This window comes from Dyadobacter sp. BE31, from assembly GCF_031457695.1.
Classification (GTDB): domain Bacteria; phylum Bacteroidota; class Bacteroidia; order Cytophagales; family Spirosomataceae; genus Dyadobacter.
This window is the reverse complement of sequence record NZ_JAVDXA010000003.1, coordinates 678,683-696,970: the sequence shown is the minus strand read 5'-3', so window position 1 is coordinate 696,970 and position 18,288 is coordinate 678,683. Positions and strand designations below refer to the sequence as shown.

The window sequence follows — 18,288 nt, the reverse complement described above, 5'->3', positions numbered from 1 at the left end:
CGATTCAAATGCATTTTGGATTCCGGTTTAATTTGCGGTAAAAAACCAGCATGCAACTCGATCTTCATCATCAAATTATCCTGAATTACCTCACGCAGACCGACAAACCCATTTTCCTGACCGGGAGAGCGGGCACAGGTAAAACTACCTTTCTGCAACATATCCGCCTCAACCTGGCCAAAGAAATGGTCGTCGTCGCCCCGACGGCCGTAGCAGCCATCAATGCAGGCGGGGTCACGATACATTCTTTTTTCCAGGTTCCATTGGGTCCTTTAATGCCGGGTATTCGCGGAAAGCGCAATCCCCAGCCGGCTATCAGGTCGGTAAACCCGGAGAAAGAAAAAATGCTCCGGCGGATGCAGCTGCTGATTATCGATGAGATCAGTATGGTACGTGCAGACACGCTCGACTACCTCGACGCGCTGCTCCGGCTTGTGAGGGCATCGGCACGGCCGTTCGGCGGGGTACAGCTGCTGATGATCGGCGATCCCTACCAGCTACCGCCCGTCGCGAACAACGACTGGGAGATGTTAAGTTCTTTTTATAAAAGTCCCTATTTCTTCGATAGCCTGGTTTGGAGTACTTCGGGCTTTCTCACGTTTGAACTATCACGCGTTTACCGCCAGAGCGACCCCATCTTTATCGAAATCCTCAATAGCGTCAGAGATGGCAAGGTTACCGAAAATACGCTCACCGCGCTGAACGGACGGTATATTACCCAACCGGATTTTGATCTGTCCGATTACGTAACCCTTTCGACCCACAACAACAAAGTCAGGGAGATCAACCAGCAGCGCCTCGACGCATTGCAAACTCCGGAACACGTTTTCAGCGCGACGATCTCCGCGGACTTTCCCTCCGAAGCATATCCGGCCGAAAAGGAGCTTGTACTCAAAGAAGGGGCCTATGTGATGTTTATCAAAAATGACAGTTCGGGAAAGAAACAATATTACAACGGGCGTGCGGCGCGGGTCGCGCGGATCGAGAACGGGCGTGTGCACGTGACCTTCTTTGATGACGGCTCCGACTTTATCGTGATTCCTGAAATCTGGCAAAATGTGAAATATGCATTGTCTGAAACCGAAGGGAAAATCAGTGAATCGACGGCGGGTACATTCACACAGTTGCCTTTGAGGTTGTCATGGGCGGTAACTATCCATAAAAGTCAGGGCCTGACTTTTGATAGACTGGTTGTCGACGTACGCACTGCATTTGCGCCCGGGCAGGTGTATGTAGCCCTGAGCCGGTGCCGCTCGCTGGAAGGCCTGGTACTGCTCCAACCCGTCAACGCGGCGAGCGTGATGGTGGCGCCTGCCGTGAAAGCCTTCATGCAAAATGCCTCGATTAATGCCTGCGACAATTCCGGCCTGGATGCCTTGCGGCGCGACAGCCTGCGCGAAGCGGTGCTGGACCTGTTCGACTTCACAATTCTGGCAGAATGTTGGGAGCAGGTATTAGGATTTATCAGGGAAAATGATCCCGCCTATGGGACTGCCGAACACAGGAGCAATGCAATTTCCAGGCTCATCAATGCCGACCTGATCAAGGTTGCCATCAATTTTCGCAGGCAAGAACTGCTGACGCTCCTGGGTTCCTCGGACGAGCAACATGCCGGCACCCTGCCCGAAAGATTGACCAAGGCTACCACCTATTTCTTCTCCAAACTCACGGAAGCCGTGGCCGAAGTGGGCCATCTGCTCTCTCAATGGGATCAGCGTGCTCCGCATCCTGACTTCCATTTACCCGCAGCGCGGCTGAGATATTGCCTTGCACTGAAAACGGCCGTTTTTTTAAAGTTATCGGAAGCCAAAAGCCTGGATGAACTTGTTATAACAGCCGAAAAAGCGCTAGGCCATTATCAATCCGACAAAGGGGAAACGAAATCAGAAACAAGCCGCAGGAAGCAGCCGGCCAATGTAGCACTTTTCGATAAACTCGTTGAATGGCGGGCCGATATTGCCGCTGAGCGAAATACACAACCATATTCCATCGTGTCGGATACCGTGCTGATACAGGTAGCCGACAAAATGCCCCACACATTATCCCAGTTATCGCAAATCAAAAACTTCGGACAAGCCAAAGCCTCCGATTTCGGACAGGATATTATTCGGATTATTCTGGCCAATAGTGGGGCTACCCAGCTCTTCTAGCGGCTGGTTCACAGGCTCATTCCGCCGTCTACGAAAATATTCTGGCCGGTGATAAACTTCCCGGCGTCCGAGGCCAAAAGCACGGCCATCGCGGCACAGTCGATGGGTTCGCCTACCGTTCCCAGCGGCGTCTCCTGCCTTTTCGTGATGCGTTCTTCCACCTCGGGCACCGGCTCCTTGATGCGGGGCGTGTCTATCACACCGGGCGCGAGATTGTTGACCGTCACCCCTTTGTCGGCCAGTTGCAAGGCCAGGTTCTGAACCATATTGAGCACAGCGGCTTTGCTGGCCGCATACACCAGCATAGCAGGATGCGGTTTGATTTGCTGAACGCTGCCGATCGTAATGATGCGGCCCCAGCCCCTTTCGATCATCGAAGGTGAGAACCGTTGTATCAGGAGCATCGTAGACTTCACATTTACATTCATCTGAATATCAAAATCGCGCTGCGTGATCTGCTCCCATGGCTTTGCGATTTGCAAGGACGCGTTGATAACCAGGATATCGGGTTTTACATTTTTGCCCAGCTGCCTTTCGACCGATGCGACACTGCCAGTTTTGGAAAAATCAGCGCGGACTACCGAACTTTTTACGCCGAAGCGCCCAATCTCTGCCAGCACGTCCTCTACCTGATCCCGATCTTCGCGGTAATGCAGAATTACATCCGCACCGTACTCCGCGAAAGCAAGCGCTATCCCCTCGCCTATTCCCTGACTGGAACCTGTAATCAGCGCGGTTTTCCCTTTTAAACTGAGGTTTTCAGAAAGCTTTTTACTCATGTTGTTCTTTTACGGATGATGGCACATTTTTTATGGTTTGACAACTCGCGGATTGCCCGCACTAAAACCACGCCAGACATTTGAACCAACTTAACCATCCCCGATTATGCCCTCAAAGCTGATACTGGATTGCAGTAAAACCTTAAAAAAACGTGGGCTAACCATTGCTTTCGCCGAAAGTGCTACTGCCGGACGTCTCGCCTCCGAGTTTTCGTTGTGCCCCGACTCGGGCGGCATGCTGAAAGGCGGGCTTGTTTGCTACGACGCCCAGGTAAAAGAATGCGTTTTAGGGGTAGATCCCGGCCTGATTCAGCAGTTTACCCCTGAGTCCGAGGAGGTGACCAGAGAACTGGCTTTCCGCCTGCGCGACCTGATCAGCTCCGATATCCAGGTGGCCGTAACGGGCCTTACCACCCCGGGCGGAAGCGAAACACCCCAAAAGCCCGTGGGAACCATCTTCATCCATATTCTCATCAAAGATCGGTCGGTCGCCATACGAAAAGTATTCGAAGGATCCCCGGAGCAAATCGTGTTATCGGCCGCTGATTTAGCCGCGAAGACGATTATGGGTGAGTTAGAGACGATGTAAAGATTGGAGGTGGTTCAGATCGTAATGCATTCAGGCCGCACGCAAAGCAACGTTTGCTGAAATTCAAGCTAAATGTCAGATATTGCCGAATCGGAAACATTTCACTCGTAATGGGATTTGGCTTTAATCTGCTTGTTGTGTTTGTTTTTCTGCCATTGACTGTCGTATGCTTAATCATCTGGTTGTCAACAAACAAAAAACCTTTTATTAAGTCAGTTGCGATAGCCTGGGCCGGCTTGTTGGGCCTGGTGCTACTTTCCACCCTTGCCCGGGCACTTACTTCAAAGGTGATATTAACCAAAGATGACTATTACGGCAATTATGTCATCAAACGCGACTATTTCCCCGGGAAGCAAACTGATTGGCAATACAATAGCTTCCGATTTGAACTAAAAAGCAACGATTCTATTTACTTCCACATCACCGATGGAGCGAAAATCACAAAGACATATCGTGGCGTAGTCGAAATGCCCAGTACGTATCGCTCCAAACGACTGAACATTACCATGCAAATGCCTACCCATCATATTGTGATGGAAAATCCGACCACATATCGCGGAATATGGAGTTTTTACCTGGTCTTCCATTCATCGGAATTCGGCAACGTATTTTTTGAGAAAGGCGACTGGGAACCGATCCCCTAAGGACTGCTGAATCAATGTCGGCATTGGAAGGAGATGAAATCTACTTTGTTACCGATCAGGATAAATTCAAGAACCGGGTGCAATAGTTCATAAACGGCTCGATAGGATGAAATGAGCAATTTACTGCTTCGTACATTGGTAATATATTCAACAACCGAAAAAGAAATTATGGAGATTACAAGAATAGGCAGCAGACCATCCGGCAAGGGCCCGGAAGACTGGTTCACAGGCGCAGTCAGGATCGATCCGCTTTTTGAACCCAACGACGCGCGGCGTGCCGCATCAGCCCTGGTTACTTTTGAGCCCGGTGCAAGAACGGCCTGGCACACCCACCCGCTGGGCCAAACGCTGATCGTCACGGCAGGCAGCGGCTGGGTTCAGCGCGAGGGCGGACCGGTAGAGCAAATTTTCCCGGGCGACGTAATTTGGTTTGAAGCCAATGAAAAGCACTGGCACGGAGCAACTGCAACAACAGGCATGAGCCACATCGCCATTCAGGAGAATTTGAATGGTAAGGTGGTTGAATGGATGGAGAAAGTTACAGAGGAACAGTATGGCATCTAACCCGGCAAGTATCCGCATGAAACTCATCACAACAATAGCGTTGGCCGTATTCGGTGCAGCGCTGCAACCTGCGTTAGCTCAAAACAAGGACTGGATGGTACGGATCGCCAAAATCGAGATTGATAGTGCATATCTCGAACCTTATAAGGCAGCAATCCGCGAACATACCCGGGCTGCTGTTGCTTCTGAGCCCGGTGTGCTCGCTTTATACGCCATGCACGACAAAGTGCACCCCACTCACGTAACCGTTTTTGAAGTTTATGCCAGCAAACAGGCTTATGAGGCCCATTTAAAAACAGCTCATTTTCAAAAATACAAGACAGGGACGCTCAAAATGGTAAAGTCACTGCAACTTATTGATGTCGATCCGATTGCATTTGGCGCAAAACCGGAAATTCTGGATAAAAAAAGAGACTAGCTCAAATAGAGTTCCCGGCCAGCTGCTTTAATTCCGAAGTAAGCTATTACCGGGTATTCAAAAAACTCACTAACAGCTTCCCGAAAGAGTTCCAGGAGCAGCACCGCTAAGCGCTCAACTTAACCTTTTATTCCGGCCAGCCATGAAAAAGATTGCTTTTATTCTTGTATTTCTATTCTCACAAAAGGCTTTTTCACAACATCAGAAAATCGACATTCCGGCAGACTCTACACTGAAAAGGCTTATGCATGAGTACAAGGTCCCGGCATTGGCGATCGGAGTGATTGAGAATGGCCAGGTTTCCCAAACAAAAGTGTTAGGTGAACTGAAAAAGGGAGTACCAGCGCCCCCCAATGCCATTTTTCAGGTGGCTTCACTGACCAAGCCTATTACCGAAATGACGACTTTACGGCTGGTCAGCAAGGGGCTATGGGATCTGGATGAACCGCTCTTCCATTATTGGACAGATCCTCAGGTAGCTGATGACGCACGCCACCGGCGATTAACAACCAGGCATGTTATTTCACATCAAACGGGATTTGTGAATTGGAGATGGTTACATAAAAGCGGCAAGCTGACTTTTGATTTTGAACCCGGAACGCAAACGCACTATTCCGGGGAAGGACTTGAATATTTGAAACAGGCTCTTGTAAAGAAGTTCAAATTACCGTTTGAAGAAATCGTCGGAAAATATCTTCTCAAACCCGACAAAATGATCGATACCCGATTCTACTGGGATAAAGGTATGGATGAAGGCCGGTTTGCGTTAGCACACGACCGTAATGGAGAACCGCTTCCGGTTAAAAAGTACACACAACCGTCTGCCGCAGATTTGCTGATGACCACCATTGCCGACTATACCCTATTTGGATCCAACGTATTGAATAAAAAAGAATTAAGCGATCAGGTATACAGCGAAATGATCACATTTCAGGACAAAGAGCATACATACGGATTAGGATGGCAGCTTTTTAAAGGTCTGAGTAACGATGAATTTGTGATAATGCATTCCGGGGCCGATCCCGGTGTGCGGACTATCATCATCCTATTACCAAAGTCGCAGCGAGGGATCGTAATATTCACCAACGGCGATGCCGGCATGTCTTTGATTAGAAACATTCTGAGCCGATCACTTGATCTGGGTGACGAAATAATTGAGCGTGCGAAATAACCGTCACGAGTGGAGAATGTTGACCATCTAATGTAAAAAATTTGGGACCACGATATTTCAATTTGTTGACTTTTGCCAATGCCAATCAACTTTATGTCCGTAAAAATATCCGTTTTGTCAATTCTCTTCATCACCCTGACTGCTTCTGGCCAGACGGCGGATTGTCCTGAAAAGATCAACCTGTTACCCATGTTTGGAAACGCGGTGAAGTGTCCTGAGCAGATCCAGGCCGACAGCGCTTTCCTTCAAACTGTCGACAAGCAATATAAGGGGGATCGTAAAAGAACCGCAAAAGACTGGACCCAGCGCGCCTGGGCTTATTTCAATCGAAATGTGCCAGATATGGCGATGATGCGTTTGCTACGCAAGGTTGAACACCAGGACGCCGACCAACTTTGGCGATAGCTAATTTTGGGCAAAGTTCGTAGAAACTTCGGGGATCAAAGCGCGACTCGTGCGCCCTGGGCAAGCCGGAACCAGAGCATGGAATGCAACCAGCCATGACCGAATCTACCTCGTCTTTGCCATAGAGCCCGTGGATCATGTCGTCAAATCACCCTAGCCTAGCCAGCAAGTAATCTCGGAAGGTGGCGGACAACGGCAGGACGCGACCGGCCAGGGTGATCTGATGTCTTTCAATCTTGTCGATTTTGGATACAGATATGACAAAAGATTTATGGATCTGCACGAACGCTTCGCGAGGTAATTTTTCAAAAATCTCTGCAAGTTTCATTCGGGTCAGCACCTTCCGGTCGGATGCATGGAAAGTGAGGTAATTCCTGTCAGCTTCAATATAAAGCAGTGAGTCGAGATCAATGCGCGCCCAGTCGTAACCGGTTTTGACGAAAATATAATCACATGGCTTTGACCCGTTTACAATCTTTGAAAATTGTGCAGTAACCCGGTCGGTGGTTTGCAAGAAGCGGCCAAGGCCAATTGGTTTCAGCAAATAATCCGTCGCGGCAAGATCGAATCCCTCTACGGCATATTGCGAATGAGCAGTGGTAAAAACAATATGTACCGACGGAGAGAGTATCCGGGCCAGTTCCAAGCCCGACAAATCGGGCATCTGGATGTCCAGAAATATCAGATCGACGGGATTATCTTTAATAAAAGCCAATGCCTCCGCTCCGCTGGAAAATGCGCCTAAAACGTTCAGGACAGGCACCTTACCCGCATGGGACTGCAAAACACTTAATCCGATAGGCTCATCGTCAACGAAAATACAGCGAATACATGCCGGATCTCTTTTCACAATAACTGCTCGATTTGCTTGTACAAAGCCTCCCGGTCGGACGGTCGCTTTGCATGGATTGTCACAATTTTGCCCGACTTGTCCACTAATATATAGGAGGGAAACGTAAGGTTGCCTTGTTGAACATATATCTTGCGCAAATCTTCTACCAGCGCCTTCCCTGCCAGAATATGAGATCCTGCCAATTGATAGAATGCAATCATCTCGCGCCAGCTCTTCTCAGGATTTGGCCTGTGCTCGACAGCGATGTATGCAAACTCGACAGACTTGCCTTTGAAACGATCCTTTAATGCTTGATTGAAGGAAAATTCTTGCCTGCACGGACCGCACCATGTTCCCCATATATCGATGAAAACTACGCGTCCCTTATAGCCGCTTACAAGTGAATCAAGAGTGGGAATATCAGGTGAATTCGGTACGAAACGAATATCTGCTAATTCAGCCTCTGTTTTGACCAGACTTGCCAGAAAGGGTTTCATTTTCTTCCGCACATCGGGCATATATGGACTTTCGGGAAAGCGCTCTGCAAAGTCCTGATATGCTTCCTGCTGATATTCAAGGTTTCCCTGATCGATGCCATTGATCAGAAAAGAAGCCATTGCGTATTCCAGCACACGGCCCTTAAACCCATATTGCAAAGCAGTGTATTCCCAGTATCGTTCTCCTTTTTGGCGCACCAGCTGATTTATCTCCACAAAAGACTTTTTAAAAACCGCTTCCGCAATCCGGGTAAACTCATCTTTATTCGAAGCGAGGTGCTGGAGATAACGCGGGTAATAGCTGACCATGATTTGATAATGATAACTGTCCAGTGCGTTAGCATTAGAAAGCGCCACGGCTTCGTGCGCAGCTTTCAGGGTCCGCCGCCATTCATTTTGCCCATATTTGGATTTGTTATCCGAAGTCCATACGCCATTTTTCCAAACCAAGTCCCACAGTTTACTTACCGCGTAATATTGGATATCGGCCTTTGTCATGCGGACAAATGATGCCGACAGCCTACTAGTCTTCAATAGTAACAGCGCAGATTGCCGTGCTTGGCCCAGGTCAGTGAGAATTTGTTCAGGCGCGCTAAGGGTATCGTTCCAAGTCTGCTCGCCAAGGTTATAGGTCGTTAAACCTAATTGTCGTCGAAACTGGTTTTCCTTTCCTACACTCCCACCGAACTTCAAGGTTTTTAGCGAATCATCTGTTTCCATCACAAGTGTTTTACCCGGTTCGGCATACAGTTGCAGGCGCTTTCCGGCATATATCAAAAAAATGATCTGCGGCTTTTCTACCGGGAGGCGAATCGAGAACTTTCCCTTGCGGTCCGGCACCACCTCGACCGAATTGGCTGCATTCTGCCAGCAATCGAATGGCACATTGAAGACTAATGCTTTCGCTGGTTGAGTGGATGAAATTTTTCCGGATACTGTCATTTGGGCATGGGCAGTAGTAAACGCTGCCAGTGCGGCGCCTAAGAAGAATAGTCTCATATGGATGTTACGGTTAATGCAGACGAATGCGCAGCCGGACATTGTACTGCCCGGCTACTTCACCGAAAGTCAGCGAGTGCCTGCCGGAATAAATAAGTTGAAGGCGTTTCTGCGTATTTTGAATACCGGTGCCCAAACCTTCCTGACCAGATCTGAGGGGAAATAAGCTGTTTTGAATGGATAGGTCGAGCGTACTGTCACGAACCGTCAATGCCAATTTTATAAAACTGTCCTGATCGATTCTGATTCCGTATCTGAAAGCATTTTCGACAAACGGCACCAACAGAAACGGGGCAATGTGAGCAGGAAGGCCGTCATAGACAAGATCCGTTTGCACCCGGATTGTATCGCGCTCAGGTAACCGCAATTGCTGCAAATGAAGGTAATCTTCCAAAAAGCTTATTTCCTGCGCAACAGGGGTGAAATCCTTCTGCGCTCCTTTGACGGTATAGCGCATAATATTAGAGAGCTGCTCGATGCATTGGGCCGTTTTGTCCGCGTTTTCAGCAAGCGCGGTTCCGTATAGCGTATTTAAAGTGTTAAAGAAAAAATGTGGATTAATTTGAGCCCTTAAGGTCGTTAGTTCTGCCTGCGCTTGCTGCATTTGCCGATCGGCTTTGTTTATACGTTGATGCATAAAATCCCTGAACAACGCGTAGCAAAAACAGTAAGCCGCAAAAGCTGACGAAGGCCCCCACACAAAATTAATCTGCCCTCCGGATTTCCACTGGTTGCGGGCTGCCAACAGGACGACAAAACCCGCAGAAAAGAGGCAAGTGCCCAGAACGAAATAGATAAATGGCTTTTTCTTAAATACATAGTGGTAATTGTATTCGGCGATGAATGTGCCCGCTAAAATCACCACCCAAACAGCCTGATAATAGTTGTGATTGACAAATCGCTGCCACTGTGTAACTGCTGAGCCATCCATATTGGTAGCATACACACCGCCGGTGTTAACTTCATACCAGTAAACAAGTACATCGCTGGCCTCGATTCCCGCCCAGATCAGAAGCGCGTGCAGAAGCCATTGTTGCCAGATTGCGAGACGTGGAGATTGCATGAATTGACAAAAGATTGTATCCAAAGCAAGCATAATCCGTTTTACCCCGCAACAAAAAGTGCTGAATGACGAAGAATTTGGGTTGAAACACCCATTTCATAGCAAATTTGAATCTAAGCATGTGAGTGGTCAACAACCATTAGTTCCCCGCTAGGAACGACCCCTTCTGTTATCACCGTAGTTATACTTGACTGGTCAATTAAAGGACTGCCTGAATTCGAGTGGCGATTTCGATGTCTTATTTCTGAATAAACGGTGAAACGATTGTGGCTTCATGACTTGAATACGAAAAATAGCCATATTCCTTTATTTTACTAGCTAAGGAATAGCCGTGAAAGAAATCGGGGTGGACAACTAACACGATTCCTTGCCCCGTTTACGATTGGCTAAGGATTCCTCGAACCAATCAAACCCGATCATCTTTTTGCCGGTGATTAAATACTCCCCATACGACAGTTTGACGTTCAATAGGCCCCCACTCCGTGGCAGATAGCCGCTACCATTTTCTGGTTTTCATACTGGTCTTTAATGATGGCCTGCAAGGTCGTATCATCAGGAAAATCATACATTGTGGCATGACCGCCGGCCAGGTAAACGCAGTCGAAGGTTTGTCCTTGTACTTCTTTCAGGCCTTTGGTATTATCCAGCTGCTTCATAAACGCAGGGTTCTCCAGATAGCTTTTTGAGAGCTTATCCAGCACCAATGGTTTCAAACTTTCCGGATCAAGTGGAACGCGTCCCCCTTTCGGACTGGCGATTGTTATATCCCAATTTTTTTCCTTGGCAGCATGATAAATGTGCGTGAGTTCACTTAACCATAAGCCGGTAGGCAGAACACCACTAGCATACATGCTTACATTGGTCACAATCAGTAAAATTTTCATTGTTTATTGTGGGTATGATTCATGATGTAGGTTATTCCATCTCGATGAGAAGTTACAGTAAAATCAGGAAACCGCGCTTTAAATTTTTGAGAACTAAACAAGTTGTCATGTTGGTAACGAGGCAACAATTCCTGAACTTCTTTCAGTTGTTTGTTAAATAAGCCGCCTATAATAAACACCCACCTCCTAATGACCGTATAGCTGAACTCTTTTTGATAAATATCAGAAGCCAGTTGGATGAGTTGCTTGTAGGTCAACCGGTTGTCATCACACGGCAAATGCCAGGTTTGCTGGTAAGCATTGGGGGTATTGCCAATCAATGCCATAGCACGGCTGGCATCGGGCGTCCAGATTAGCGTTCGTAATGTATCGTCTTTCAAAGGGACCCGAAGCGCTTTATTTTGCTGAATGCGTTCGAAAATGAAAGTATTGGTCAAGCTTTGCGTTTTGTCAGGTCCATAAAATTCGGGGGCCCGACAAATAACGGCTTCTATCTGGCTGGCTTCCATTGCCGCTAGCAACATTTCGGCGATTTGTTTTCGAACCTCTCCCTTCTTGCCAAACGGTGCAAATGGACTGAGCTCCGTCAATGGCTGATCATTTTGGGGATACATGTAAGTATTATCAAAAAAGACCAATTTAGCCCGATGTTTTTGACAAGCCCTAATCACATTCTGCATCATCCTCGGAAATTGTTCCACCCACAAGCTGGTATCCATAGGTAAGCCAACGGTGAGATAAACGATGGTGCTTCCCTTTACAGCCTGCTCTGTTTGAGCTTCATCCAGTAAGTTGGCCGACACAAGCGTATCGGAATCATTGACCTTTTTGGGATTTCTACTAACCAGCCTGATATCAGAGGTATACTTTCGTTTTAGGTCTCTGGCTAATTCCTCGGCAATCTGTCCGTTTGCTCCTAGTATGGTTTGCATGGGTGGATTCTTTATGTCTGGCATGACTTACAGCTACTCTTAAGCGTAGTCATAAGTTTGTTATTGATCTATCAACACAAAGTTCGCGGTCTGCTTAGCGTGAGTGTTATCCGAATCAACGGAATTTGAAACATAATCTCAGGCGCTTTGCAGAGGTCCGCGTTAGGCAGGCCTGAAGCAGGGTTTGTTGCTTCTTCACCCCTTGTTTGCAGGTATCGTCTTTGTCTTCCACTGGTTTGCCTTTGAAGACATTTCTAAGCATCGTAGGCATGATGCATTCAAACTGCGATTGCAGCACCATGAACTGGGAAGTGAGCGAGTTGCACGCCTGATCGGTGGCAATGTTGATCAGTTTGGCCTCCATGCCTGAGGCAGTGACCTTTTTTGTTTGGTTGCACCAGTCATCAGGGTGTACCTTTTTGCCAAGGGAGATTTCGTCATCAAGACCGTCGATGGTAATTCGGACGTAAATCGGCGCTTTGCCGTCTTTGGTTGCTTTGGCTTTGAATAGCCAGAAGAGGATCGAAAGTTTCTGATTGCTTTTCATCCTTCACATTTTTAAGTGATCTAATGTTCCCTGCGGGGACTTCCCACAGGCGACGCATCGATTTCCTCAAAACCACATCACCCAAGCTATTTTCGGAAATTCGGTCACCTAATTTAGAAAATCAGATAGGTAACCGAAACGGTAACCGAATCAGATAGGTTACTTTGATCAGGAATGACTCGAAAATTTTGAAACCAGCTGATTTTCAGGACAATTTAAAACAAAAAAGCGCCCTTTGAGGCGCTTCAAGTGATCCCGCTGGGATTCGAACCCAGGACCCATACATTAAAAGTGTATTGCTCTACCAGCTGAGCTACGGAATCGTTTTTCTACTTGCGTGATGGCTTTCGAAGCTTTGCGTTCTTGGATTAGCCGTGGCGTTTTCCTTAATTGCGATGCAAAAGTAGAATTCTTTAAAGTATAATGCAAGTACACAACAAGAAAAAACTGTTTTTTTCGTTTTTATTCCTGGCTTTTTTCACGCCGGATGCCGCTTTTTGTGCCAACCAGAAAGAGCTCAAAACGGCTGATTCTCTGTTTGCTATCGCCAGGTATCCGGAGGCCCAAACCCTCTACAAAAAAAATTTCAGCTTGACTGAAAAAAATAGCCAGGTACTCCTTTTGAAGCTCGCTTTTCTCGCGGAAAAGACCAACAATTACACCGACTGCCTTTTTTTTCTGAGCAAATTGGCCCTCGTGCAGCCTTCAAGGCACCTTTTTGAGAAAATGGACAAGCTCGCCAAAGAACAAAATCTAAGTGGCTATGAATTCGACGATTACAACTATTTCATAATATTTTATCGAAAATATGGTGACTACATTCCGATATTGCTCCTAACTTTGGGCACCTATATAGTTGTCATAATGGTAACAAAGACACGTAGGAAGGAGCCTATTTTGCAGATTCACAAAGTTTCTATTATCGTTTATCTGCTCGCATTACTGGGAATACTAAATGTGCCTTCTCTTTATCAAACGTGCATCATTGTGAATGAAAATACCTTCCTGCGCGACGAGCCTTCATCGGCTGCGGGTGTCGTGGATAGGGTCGGCAAGGGCCATAAACTGACAATTATAGGGTCTGTGGACCATTGGGACAGGGTCATTTGGAACAACCGGATCGTGTATATTCGTAAAAGCGACCTGTGGAACATTTGACAAACCCGGTTGGTATCATTTTTGCAACATATGAGTTTGTATGTATATTTAGGAGTCAAATTTTTTAATTAACGCTGTATGAAAAAGCCAATGAAACGTTTTTTACTATTGATCGCAGGAGTTTTGATGTTAGGTTTTGTTACCTCTTGTAAAGAAGAAGGACCTCATAAAGATGACATTGTGAAGTTGTCCGCCGTCATCAATAGTAGCGCCACGATGCCAAAAGCTACATCTTCCGCGCAGGGAACTGGTGTTTTTGAATACAACAAAGCTACCATGGAGCTGAAATACAACATCACTTACCAGAACATTACTCCGACGTCAGTGAACATTCACGCTGCTAATCCTGCATGGCAAGTCGGTGGCATTGTTTTCCCGCTTGCTGACAAACCAACCACCAACCAGGTGCAAGGCTCAGTGAAGCTCAATTTGGAGCAGCAAACACAGCTTATCACTGGTATGATGTATGTAAATATCCCAACCGAACTGTACTACTACGGTGAAATCCGCGGACAGATCCTGGTCGACAAATTCGAGAAATAATCAACGTTATTACCATATAAAAAGGCTTTCAGGAACGATCCCGAAAGCCTTTTTTAATGCCTTACTTCTTGCCTTTCTTCTTTTTCCTCGATTCGAACTCCTCCACTTCCCGCATCAGCGCACCGAGATCGTCGGGCGCGTCGGTGGTGAATTCGAGCGTCTCCGCGTAATCTTCGGCGGTCAGCTTCACTACGGCAATGGGCTTATCAAGGTATTGCTGTATCTGATCGAGTACCGGCTTTTCTTCTTCACTGCAAAACGATACGGCGATACCTTTCTGCATTCCCCGACCGGTACGGCCTACACGGTGAACGTAGTTTTCGGGCTGCTCGGGTAAATCGTAGTTGATCACATAATCCACATTCGGGATATCGATCCCGCGCGCACTCACGTCGGTCGCGATCAGCACTTTTACATTACCTTTCTTAAACTCGTTCATGGCCGTGAGCCGATCGGCCTGCTCCTTATCCCCGTGAATGGTCAGGCTTTTGATTTCCATGCGTTCGAGCGCGTTGTACACACGCTCGGCGCGCACCTTCGTGCGTACGAACACGAGAATTTTCTTTTCGGCATTCTGGCGAATGACCCGTTCGAGAAAAAAACGCTTGTCGTCCATCGCCACAAATGCAACGGAATGGTCGATGTTCTTCGCAACAGGGTTTTTAGGGGAAATCTGAATACGGATTGCATTCCTGACCAGCGAATACGCTAGTTTCTTGATCTTTTCATCTATCGTCGCCGAGAAAAAAAGCGTCTGTCGTCGCTTAGGCAAATGCCGGATCAGGTCCTGGATATCCTTAATAAACCCGAGGTCGAGCATATGGTCGGCTTCGTCGAGAATAAGCGTGTCCACGCGGTCGAGCTTGATGTGGCCCTGGCTCACGAGGTCGAACATCCGGCCGGGCGTCGAAACGAGAATATCAATACCTTTTTCGAGTTTTGCGATCTGAGGCCCCTGCTCCACCCCGCCGAACACGCTGAAAGTTTTCACTTTGGTGTGGCGCGAAATGCTCACAAAAACGTCGGCAATCTGAATCGCCAATTCTCGCGTAGGCACCATAACGACACATTTGATCCCCTCCGACCGGCTCGATGTCTTCTGTTTATGCAGCTTGTCCACCACCGGGATCGCAAAAGCGGCCGTTTTGCCGGTGCCCGTCTGCGCAATAGCCAGCACGTCTTCCCCTTTCATCACCGCCGGAATGGCTTTAAACTGAATATCGGTCGGTTTTTTGAACCCGGCTGCTTCCAGACTCCGCTTGATTTCCGCGGCAATGGGGTAATCTTCAAATTTCATAGGCAAATAATGGGCAGACCGACCCCGGCCTGCCCTTCGTTTTAATGGAGTGCAAAGATAACCGGTTATCCGGCATTGCATAAGGTATTAAAGGCCCGGCTCGTAAAACTGCAACCGGTTTCGGAGCGTGGCGATCTCCCTGTCCAAATGCTCAATACGGCTCAGCAGACCCTGAATGGCTTCGATCCCTTCCAGATTGATGTCAAGCTCGTGATGAAGACGGATAATCCGCTCGATACGGTTCAGCTGCGGGACCTGTAAAAAGCGCGCATCGCCGACGATCACCGTTTCGATCAGATCGTGTTCCTGCAATGACTCTACAAATGCGTATTCCACATCGTAGCTCGCGCAAAATACCTCAATGGCAATTAACTGATCATTTTCCATATCGTTTTCAGGATTTAGACAATTCTGTAAACAACTCCTTCTGGCGGTCGGTCAGGTTGGTAGGGATCTTGACATCGAAAGTCACGTAAAGATCCCCGAACTGGCCGTCCTGTTTGTAAACCGGAAAACCCTTGCCTTTCAAACGAACCACGCTGCCGTTCTGTGTCTCAGGCTTCACGGGCAGCTTCACTTTCCCGCTCAATGTCTCCACCACGAGCTCGCCGCCCAGTACAGCGGTGTAAAGGTCCAGATCTGCTTTCAAATGCAGGTCATTGCCCGACCTTCTGAATTTCTCGTCGGCTCCAACCGAAAAAGTAATGTACAAATCTCCGTTGGGCCCGCCGTTGCTTCCAGGTCCGCCATGGCCGGCTATTTTAATGGTTTGCCCGTTTTCAACACCTGCCGGCACGGTAATGCGGATGTTCTTGCCATTCACCGTCAGGGTTTGCTTGTGTGTTTCGTACGCATCGCGAAGGCCCAAATGGATTTCAGCCTGGTAATCTTGTCCTCGGAAACGCGCCTGCCGACCGCCGCCGAAGCCTGAGCCGAACATCGACTCGAAGAAATCAGAAAAGCCTTCGCTGCTGCCGCCATACCATTGCCCCTCCTGCCCCCCTGCCTGGCTGCGCGCCTGTCGTGCCCGCTCGAATTCCTCGCTATGTTGCCAGTCTTTGCCGTACTTATCGTACTTCTTCCGCTTTTCCGGGTCGCTCAGCACCTCATTCGCTTCGTTCAGCTCCTGAAACTTCTTCTGCGCTTCCTTGTCGTTCGGATTCAGATCGGGGTGGTATTTCCTCGCCAGTTTTCTGTAAGCATTCTTAATGGCCTTATCGTCAGCATTTTTGTCAAGTCCGAGTATCTGATAATAATCTACAAAAGCCATAAATATTCAATCTGTTGAAGTGAATAGTGGTTTATAAAACGGTCTCCTACTTTCGTGCCAGCATTTTCAGGTACAATTCTTCTACTTTCTGGCGTGCCCACGGCGTTTTCCGGAGAAATTTAAGGCTCGATTTCACGCTGGGGTCGTGCTGAAAGCTATTGATATTGACATAATAACCCATTTGCTCCCAGCCGTAATAATCCACCAGTTCGTTCAAAATGGCTTCGAGTGTTTTGCCGTGAAGCGGGTTATTGGGTTGTGATTCCATGTATACCTTTTAAAAAATGTTGCTGTGTCTTTTAAAGTAGATTTCCCTTCTTAAATAATTATTATGCAGGTTGATTAGTTCAAAACCTAAAACCTGTCCGATGGATCAGATAAAATGGGGTATTATCGGCTGCGGCAATGTGACCGAAGTCAAAAGCGGGCCCGCATTCAACAAGGTACCCAACTCTTCGCTCGTAGCGGTTATGCGGCGCGACGGTGCGCTGGCCAAAGACTATGCCGAGCGCCACGGCGTACCCAAATGGTATGACGACGCCGAAGCGCTCATCAACGACCCCGATATCAATGCGATTTACATCGCCACACCGCCCGACGCCCACGAAAGCCTCGCTTTCAAGGCCATGCAAGCGGGGAAGCCCGTTTATATCGAAAAACCCATGGCCCGTACTGCCGCCGAATGCGACCGCATCAATGCAGAAAGCAAACGCACCGGCGTACCGGTTTTTGTAGCCTATTACCGGCGGGCGTTGGATTACTTCCTGAAAGTAAAAGAATTGATCGATAAAAAGGTGATCGGGGATGTTCGTTTCATCGATATCTGCCTCCAATGGCAGCCCTACGATGAAGAAGTCGGGCCGAATGCAAAGCCGCGCTGGCGCGTAAACCCGGAAATTTCGGGTGGCGGGCACTTCCACGACCTCGCTTCACACCAGTTCGACCTGCTGGAATTTATTTTCGGACCGATCCGCCACGCAACGGGGATCGCACGCAACCAGGCAGGCCTGTATGAGGCCGACGACATTGTGGTCGCCAATTTTGAATTCGAATCGGGTGTGTTGGGCAAAGGAAGCTGGTGCTATACCATCGACAAAGACCAGCGTGAAGATGAAACGCAGATCATCGGCTCCAAAGGCCGCATTACCTTTTCATTTTTCGAAAAATTTGACATTCACGTCGAAACGTCGGAAGGTATCGAGGTATTCCACATTCCTTATCCTCAGCACGTGCAGCAGCAGCTCATCGAATCGATCGTGCGGGAATTGCGGGGCGAAGGCAAGAGCCCCAGCAGCGGGGATACGGGCGCACGGGCGAACCTGATCATGGACAGGATAACCCAAAAGCAATAATTTTAGGGTGCGTAATACAAATGCACGGGATATTGCTGTTATTTAAAAGATTCTTAGTACTCAAATTCAACAGTCATGGCCAAAGGAAAAAACCTGGACAAAGGGAGCACCAAAAAGGAAGCTACTAAATCCCTGAAAGAAAAAAGAGCCGACAAAAAGGCAAAAAAGGATGGCAAGAAAGACTATTGATCTTT

21 protein-coding genes and 1 tRNA gene are annotated in these 18,288 nt (G+C 48.0%); 10 read left to right on the top strand and 12 right to left on the bottom strand.

The genetic code is table 11. The features are described 5' to 3' along the window. Positions 1-50: 50 nt before the first annotated feature. Positions 51-2,150: an HRDC domain-containing protein gene (locus J2Y43_RS18720; RefSeq protein WP_309985487.1), complete on the top strand. Its 2,100-nt coding sequence runs from the start codon at positions 51-53 to the stop codon at positions 2,148-2,150. Positions 2,151-2,158: 8 nt separating this feature from the next. Here the strand turns inward: J2Y43_RS18720 and J2Y43_RS18715 are convergent, their stop codons facing one another. Beyond that, entirely contained in the window at positions 2,159-2,929 is a 771-nt protein-coding gene (locus J2Y43_RS18715) for an SDR family oxidoreductase (RefSeq protein ID WP_309985485.1), read from the bottom strand. Positions 2,930-3,035: 106 nt separating this feature from the next. Here J2Y43_RS18715 and J2Y43_RS18710 point away from each other — a divergent pair, with 106 nt between their 5' ends. The 6 genes from J2Y43_RS18710 to J2Y43_RS18685 all read left to right on the top strand — a co-directional run bounded on the left by J2Y43_RS18710 (position 3,036) and on the right by J2Y43_RS18685 (position 6,720). Further along, positions 3,036-3,518: a CinA family protein gene (locus J2Y43_RS18710; RefSeq protein ID WP_309985483.1), complete on the top strand. Its 483-nt coding sequence runs from the start codon at positions 3,036-3,038 to the stop codon at positions 3,516-3,518. A gap of 110 nt (positions 3,519-3,628) precedes the next feature. Further along, entirely contained in the window at positions 3,629-4,162 is a 534-nt protein-coding gene (locus tag J2Y43_RS18705; protein WP_309985481.1) for a hypothetical protein, read from the top strand. Between the two features lie 168 nt (positions 4,163-4,330). Then, positions 4,331-4,726, top strand: coding sequence for a cupin domain-containing protein (locus J2Y43_RS18700; protein WP_309985479.1), 396 nt, complete (start codon positions 4,331-4,333; stop codon positions 4,724-4,726). 16 nt (positions 4,727-4,742) lie between these two features. After that, the gene (locus J2Y43_RS18695) at positions 4,743-5,144 is read left to right on the top strand and encodes an antibiotic biosynthesis monooxygenase (protein ID WP_309985477.1); all 402 of its coding nucleotides are present in this window, start codon (positions 4,743-4,745) and stop codon (positions 5,142-5,144) included. Between the two features lie 142 nt (positions 5,145-5,286). Beyond that, positions 5,287-6,315: a serine hydrolase domain-containing protein gene (locus tag J2Y43_RS18690; protein WP_309985475.1), complete on the top strand. Its 1,029-nt coding sequence runs from the start codon at positions 5,287-5,289 to the stop codon at positions 6,313-6,315. Positions 6,316-6,408: 93 nt separating this feature from the next. Beyond that, entirely contained in the window at positions 6,409-6,720 is a 312-nt protein-coding gene (locus J2Y43_RS18685) for a hypothetical protein (RefSeq protein WP_309985473.1), read from the top strand. A gap of 148 nt (positions 6,721-6,868) precedes the next feature. Here J2Y43_RS18685 and J2Y43_RS18680 read toward each other — a convergent pair whose 3' ends face one another. The 7 genes from J2Y43_RS18680 to J2Y43_RS18650 form a co-directional block, all read right to left on the bottom strand. Continuing rightward, positions 6,869-7,570 carry a LytTR family DNA-binding domain-containing protein gene (locus tag J2Y43_RS18680; protein ID WP_309985470.1) on the bottom strand — a complete coding sequence of 234 codons (702 nt, stop codon included), beginning with the start codon at positions 7,568-7,570 and terminating at the stop codon, positions 6,869-6,871. Then, on the bottom strand, positions 7,567-9,048 hold the full coding sequence (locus J2Y43_RS18675) for a redoxin family protein (RefSeq protein ID WP_309985468.1): 1,482 nt from the start codon (positions 9,046-9,048) through the stop codon (positions 7,567-7,569). Before J2Y43_RS18675 ends, J2Y43_RS18680 begins: the two co-directional genes overlap by 4 nt. 13 nt (positions 9,049-9,061) lie before the next feature. Next, entirely contained in the window at positions 9,062-10,111 is a 1,050-nt protein-coding gene (locus J2Y43_RS18670; protein ID WP_309985466.1) for a histidine kinase, read from the bottom strand. Between the two features lie 464 nt (positions 10,112-10,575). Then, positions 10,576-10,995 carry a type 1 glutamine amidotransferase domain-containing protein gene (locus J2Y43_RS18665; protein ID WP_309985464.1) on the bottom strand — a complete coding sequence of 140 codons (420 nt, stop codon included), beginning with the start codon at positions 10,993-10,995 and terminating at the stop codon, positions 10,576-10,578. Then, positions 10,992-11,927, bottom strand: coding sequence for an NAD-dependent epimerase/dehydratase family protein (locus J2Y43_RS18660; RefSeq protein WP_309985462.1), 936 nt, complete (start codon positions 11,925-11,927; stop codon positions 10,992-10,994). The genes J2Y43_RS18665 and J2Y43_RS18660 overlap by 4 nt, the downstream gene beginning before the upstream one ends. Before the next feature lie 115 nt (positions 11,928-12,042). Further along, entirely contained in the window at positions 12,043-12,474 is a 432-nt protein-coding gene (locus J2Y43_RS18655; RefSeq protein ID WP_309985460.1) for an Arm DNA-binding domain-containing protein, read from the bottom strand. Positions 12,475-12,724: 250 nt separating this feature from the next. Further along, a tRNA-Lys gene (locus tag J2Y43_RS18650) sits at positions 12,725-12,797 on the bottom strand. 100 nt (positions 12,798-12,897) lie between these two features. Between J2Y43_RS18650 and J2Y43_RS18645 the strand changes: the two genes are divergently transcribed. Further along, a complete protein-coding gene (locus tag J2Y43_RS18645) occupies positions 12,898-13,632 on the top strand; it encodes an SH3 domain-containing protein (protein ID WP_309985457.1) in 735 nt (244 codons plus the stop codon). Between the two features lie 78 nt (positions 13,633-13,710). Further along, the gene (locus J2Y43_RS18640; protein ID WP_309985455.1) at positions 13,711-14,175 is read left to right on the top strand and encodes a CHRD domain-containing protein; all 465 of its coding nucleotides are present in this window, start codon (positions 13,711-13,713) and stop codon (positions 14,173-14,175) included. Between the two features lie 61 nt (positions 14,176-14,236). On the opposite strand, the gene J2Y43_RS18635 is transcribed toward J2Y43_RS18640, so the two are convergent. The 4 genes from J2Y43_RS18635 to J2Y43_RS18620 all read right to left on the bottom strand — a co-directional run bounded on the left by J2Y43_RS18635 (position 14,237) and on the right by J2Y43_RS18620 (position 17,010). After that, positions 14,237-15,472: a DEAD/DEAH box helicase gene (locus J2Y43_RS18635; RefSeq protein ID WP_309985453.1), complete on the bottom strand. Its 1,236-nt coding sequence runs from the start codon at positions 15,470-15,472 to the stop codon at positions 14,237-14,239. A gap of 87 nt (positions 15,473-15,559) precedes the next feature. After that, the gene (locus tag J2Y43_RS18630; protein ID WP_309985450.1) at positions 15,560-15,859 is read right to left on the bottom strand and encodes a chaperone modulator CbpM; all 300 of its coding nucleotides are present in this window, start codon (positions 15,857-15,859) and stop codon (positions 15,560-15,562) included. Positions 15,860-15,866: 7 nt separating this feature from the next. Beyond that, positions 15,867-16,742, bottom strand: a complete 876-nt coding sequence (locus J2Y43_RS18625) for a J domain-containing protein (RefSeq protein ID WP_309985448.1) — start codon at positions 16,740-16,742, stop codon at positions 15,867-15,869. 46 nt (positions 16,743-16,788) lie between these two features. Further along, positions 16,789-17,010 carry a VF530 family DNA-binding protein gene (locus tag J2Y43_RS18620; protein ID WP_223408906.1) on the bottom strand — a complete coding sequence of 74 codons (222 nt, stop codon included), beginning with the start codon at positions 17,008-17,010 and terminating at the stop codon, positions 16,789-16,791. A 100-nt stretch (positions 17,011-17,110) separates the two neighbouring features. Here J2Y43_RS18620 and J2Y43_RS18615 point away from each other — a divergent pair, with 100 nt between their 5' ends. Further along, positions 17,111-18,094 carry a Gfo/Idh/MocA family oxidoreductase gene (locus J2Y43_RS18615; RefSeq protein ID WP_309985445.1) on the top strand — a complete coding sequence of 328 codons (984 nt, stop codon included), beginning with the start codon at positions 17,111-17,113 and terminating at the stop codon, positions 18,092-18,094. Positions 18,095-18,288: the final 194 nt, after the last annotated feature.

What these genes read in the sequence shown, in the direction of transcription:
- J2Y43_RS18720 (WP_309985487.1), top strand. Translation starts at nt 51, where the DNA reads ATGCAACTCGATCTTCATCATCAAATTATCCTGAATTACCTCACGCAG.
- J2Y43_RS18715 (WP_309985485.1), bottom strand. Translation starts at nt 2,929, where the DNA reads ATGAGTAAAAAGCTTTCTGAAAACCTCAGTTTAAAAGGGAAAACCGCG.
- J2Y43_RS18710 (WP_309985483.1), top strand. Translation starts at nt 3,036, where the DNA reads ATGCCCTCAAAGCTGATACTGGATTGCAGTAAAACCTTAAAAAAACGT.
- J2Y43_RS18705 (WP_309985481.1), top strand. Translation starts at nt 3,629, where the DNA reads ATGGGATTTGGCTTTAATCTGCTTGTTGTGTTTGTTTTTCTGCCATTG.
- J2Y43_RS18700 (WP_309985479.1), top strand. Translation starts at nt 4,331, where the DNA reads ATGGAGATTACAAGAATAGGCAGCAGACCATCCGGCAAGGGCCCGGAA.
- J2Y43_RS18695 (WP_309985477.1), top strand. Translation starts at nt 4,743, where the DNA reads ATGAAACTCATCACAACAATAGCGTTGGCCGTATTCGGTGCAGCGCTG.
- J2Y43_RS18690 (WP_309985475.1), top strand. Translation starts at nt 5,287, where the DNA reads ATGAAAAAGATTGCTTTTATTCTTGTATTTCTATTCTCACAAAAGGCT.
- J2Y43_RS18685 (WP_309985473.1), top strand. Translation starts at nt 6,409, where the DNA reads ATGTCCGTAAAAATATCCGTTTTGTCAATTCTCTTCATCACCCTGACT.
- J2Y43_RS18675 (WP_309985468.1), bottom strand. Translation starts at nt 9,048, where the DNA reads ATGAGACTATTCTTCTTAGGCGCCGCACTGGCAGCGTTTACTACTGCC.
- J2Y43_RS18670 (WP_309985466.1), bottom strand. Translation starts at nt 10,111, where the DNA reads ATGCAATCTCCACGTCTCGCAATCTGGCAACAATGGCTTCTGCACGCG.
- J2Y43_RS18665 (WP_309985464.1), bottom strand. Translation starts at nt 10,995, where the DNA reads ATGAAAATTTTACTGATTGTGACCAATGTAAGCATGTATGCTAGTGGT.
- J2Y43_RS18660 (WP_309985462.1), bottom strand. Translation starts at nt 11,927, where the DNA reads ATGCAAACCATACTAGGAGCAAACGGACAGATTGCCGAGGAATTAGCC.
- J2Y43_RS18655 (WP_309985460.1), bottom strand. Translation starts at nt 12,474, where the DNA reads ATGAAAAGCAATCAGAAACTTTCGATCCTCTTCTGGCTATTCAAAGCC.
- J2Y43_RS18645 (WP_309985457.1), top strand. Translation starts at nt 12,898, where the DNA reads ATGCAAGTACACAACAAGAAAAAACTGTTTTTTTCGTTTTTATTCCTG.
- J2Y43_RS18640 (WP_309985455.1), top strand. Translation starts at nt 13,711, where the DNA reads ATGAAAAAGCCAATGAAACGTTTTTTACTATTGATCGCAGGAGTTTTG.
- J2Y43_RS18635 (WP_309985453.1), bottom strand. Translation starts at nt 15,472, where the DNA reads ATGAAATTTGAAGATTACCCCATTGCCGCGGAAATCAAGCGGAGTCTG.
- J2Y43_RS18630 (WP_309985450.1), bottom strand. Translation starts at nt 15,859, where the DNA reads ATGGAAAATGATCAGTTAATTGCCATTGAGGTATTTTGCGCGAGCTAC.
- J2Y43_RS18625 (WP_309985448.1), bottom strand. Translation starts at nt 16,742, where the DNA reads ATGGCTTTTGTAGATTATTATCAGATACTCGGACTTGACAAAAATGCT.
- J2Y43_RS18620 (WP_223408906.1), bottom strand. Translation starts at nt 17,010, where the DNA reads ATGGAATCACAACCCAATAACCCGCTTCACGGCAAAACACTCGAAGCC.
- J2Y43_RS18615 (WP_309985445.1), top strand. Translation starts at nt 17,111, where the DNA reads ATGGATCAGATAAAATGGGGTATTATCGGCTGCGGCAATGTGACCGAA.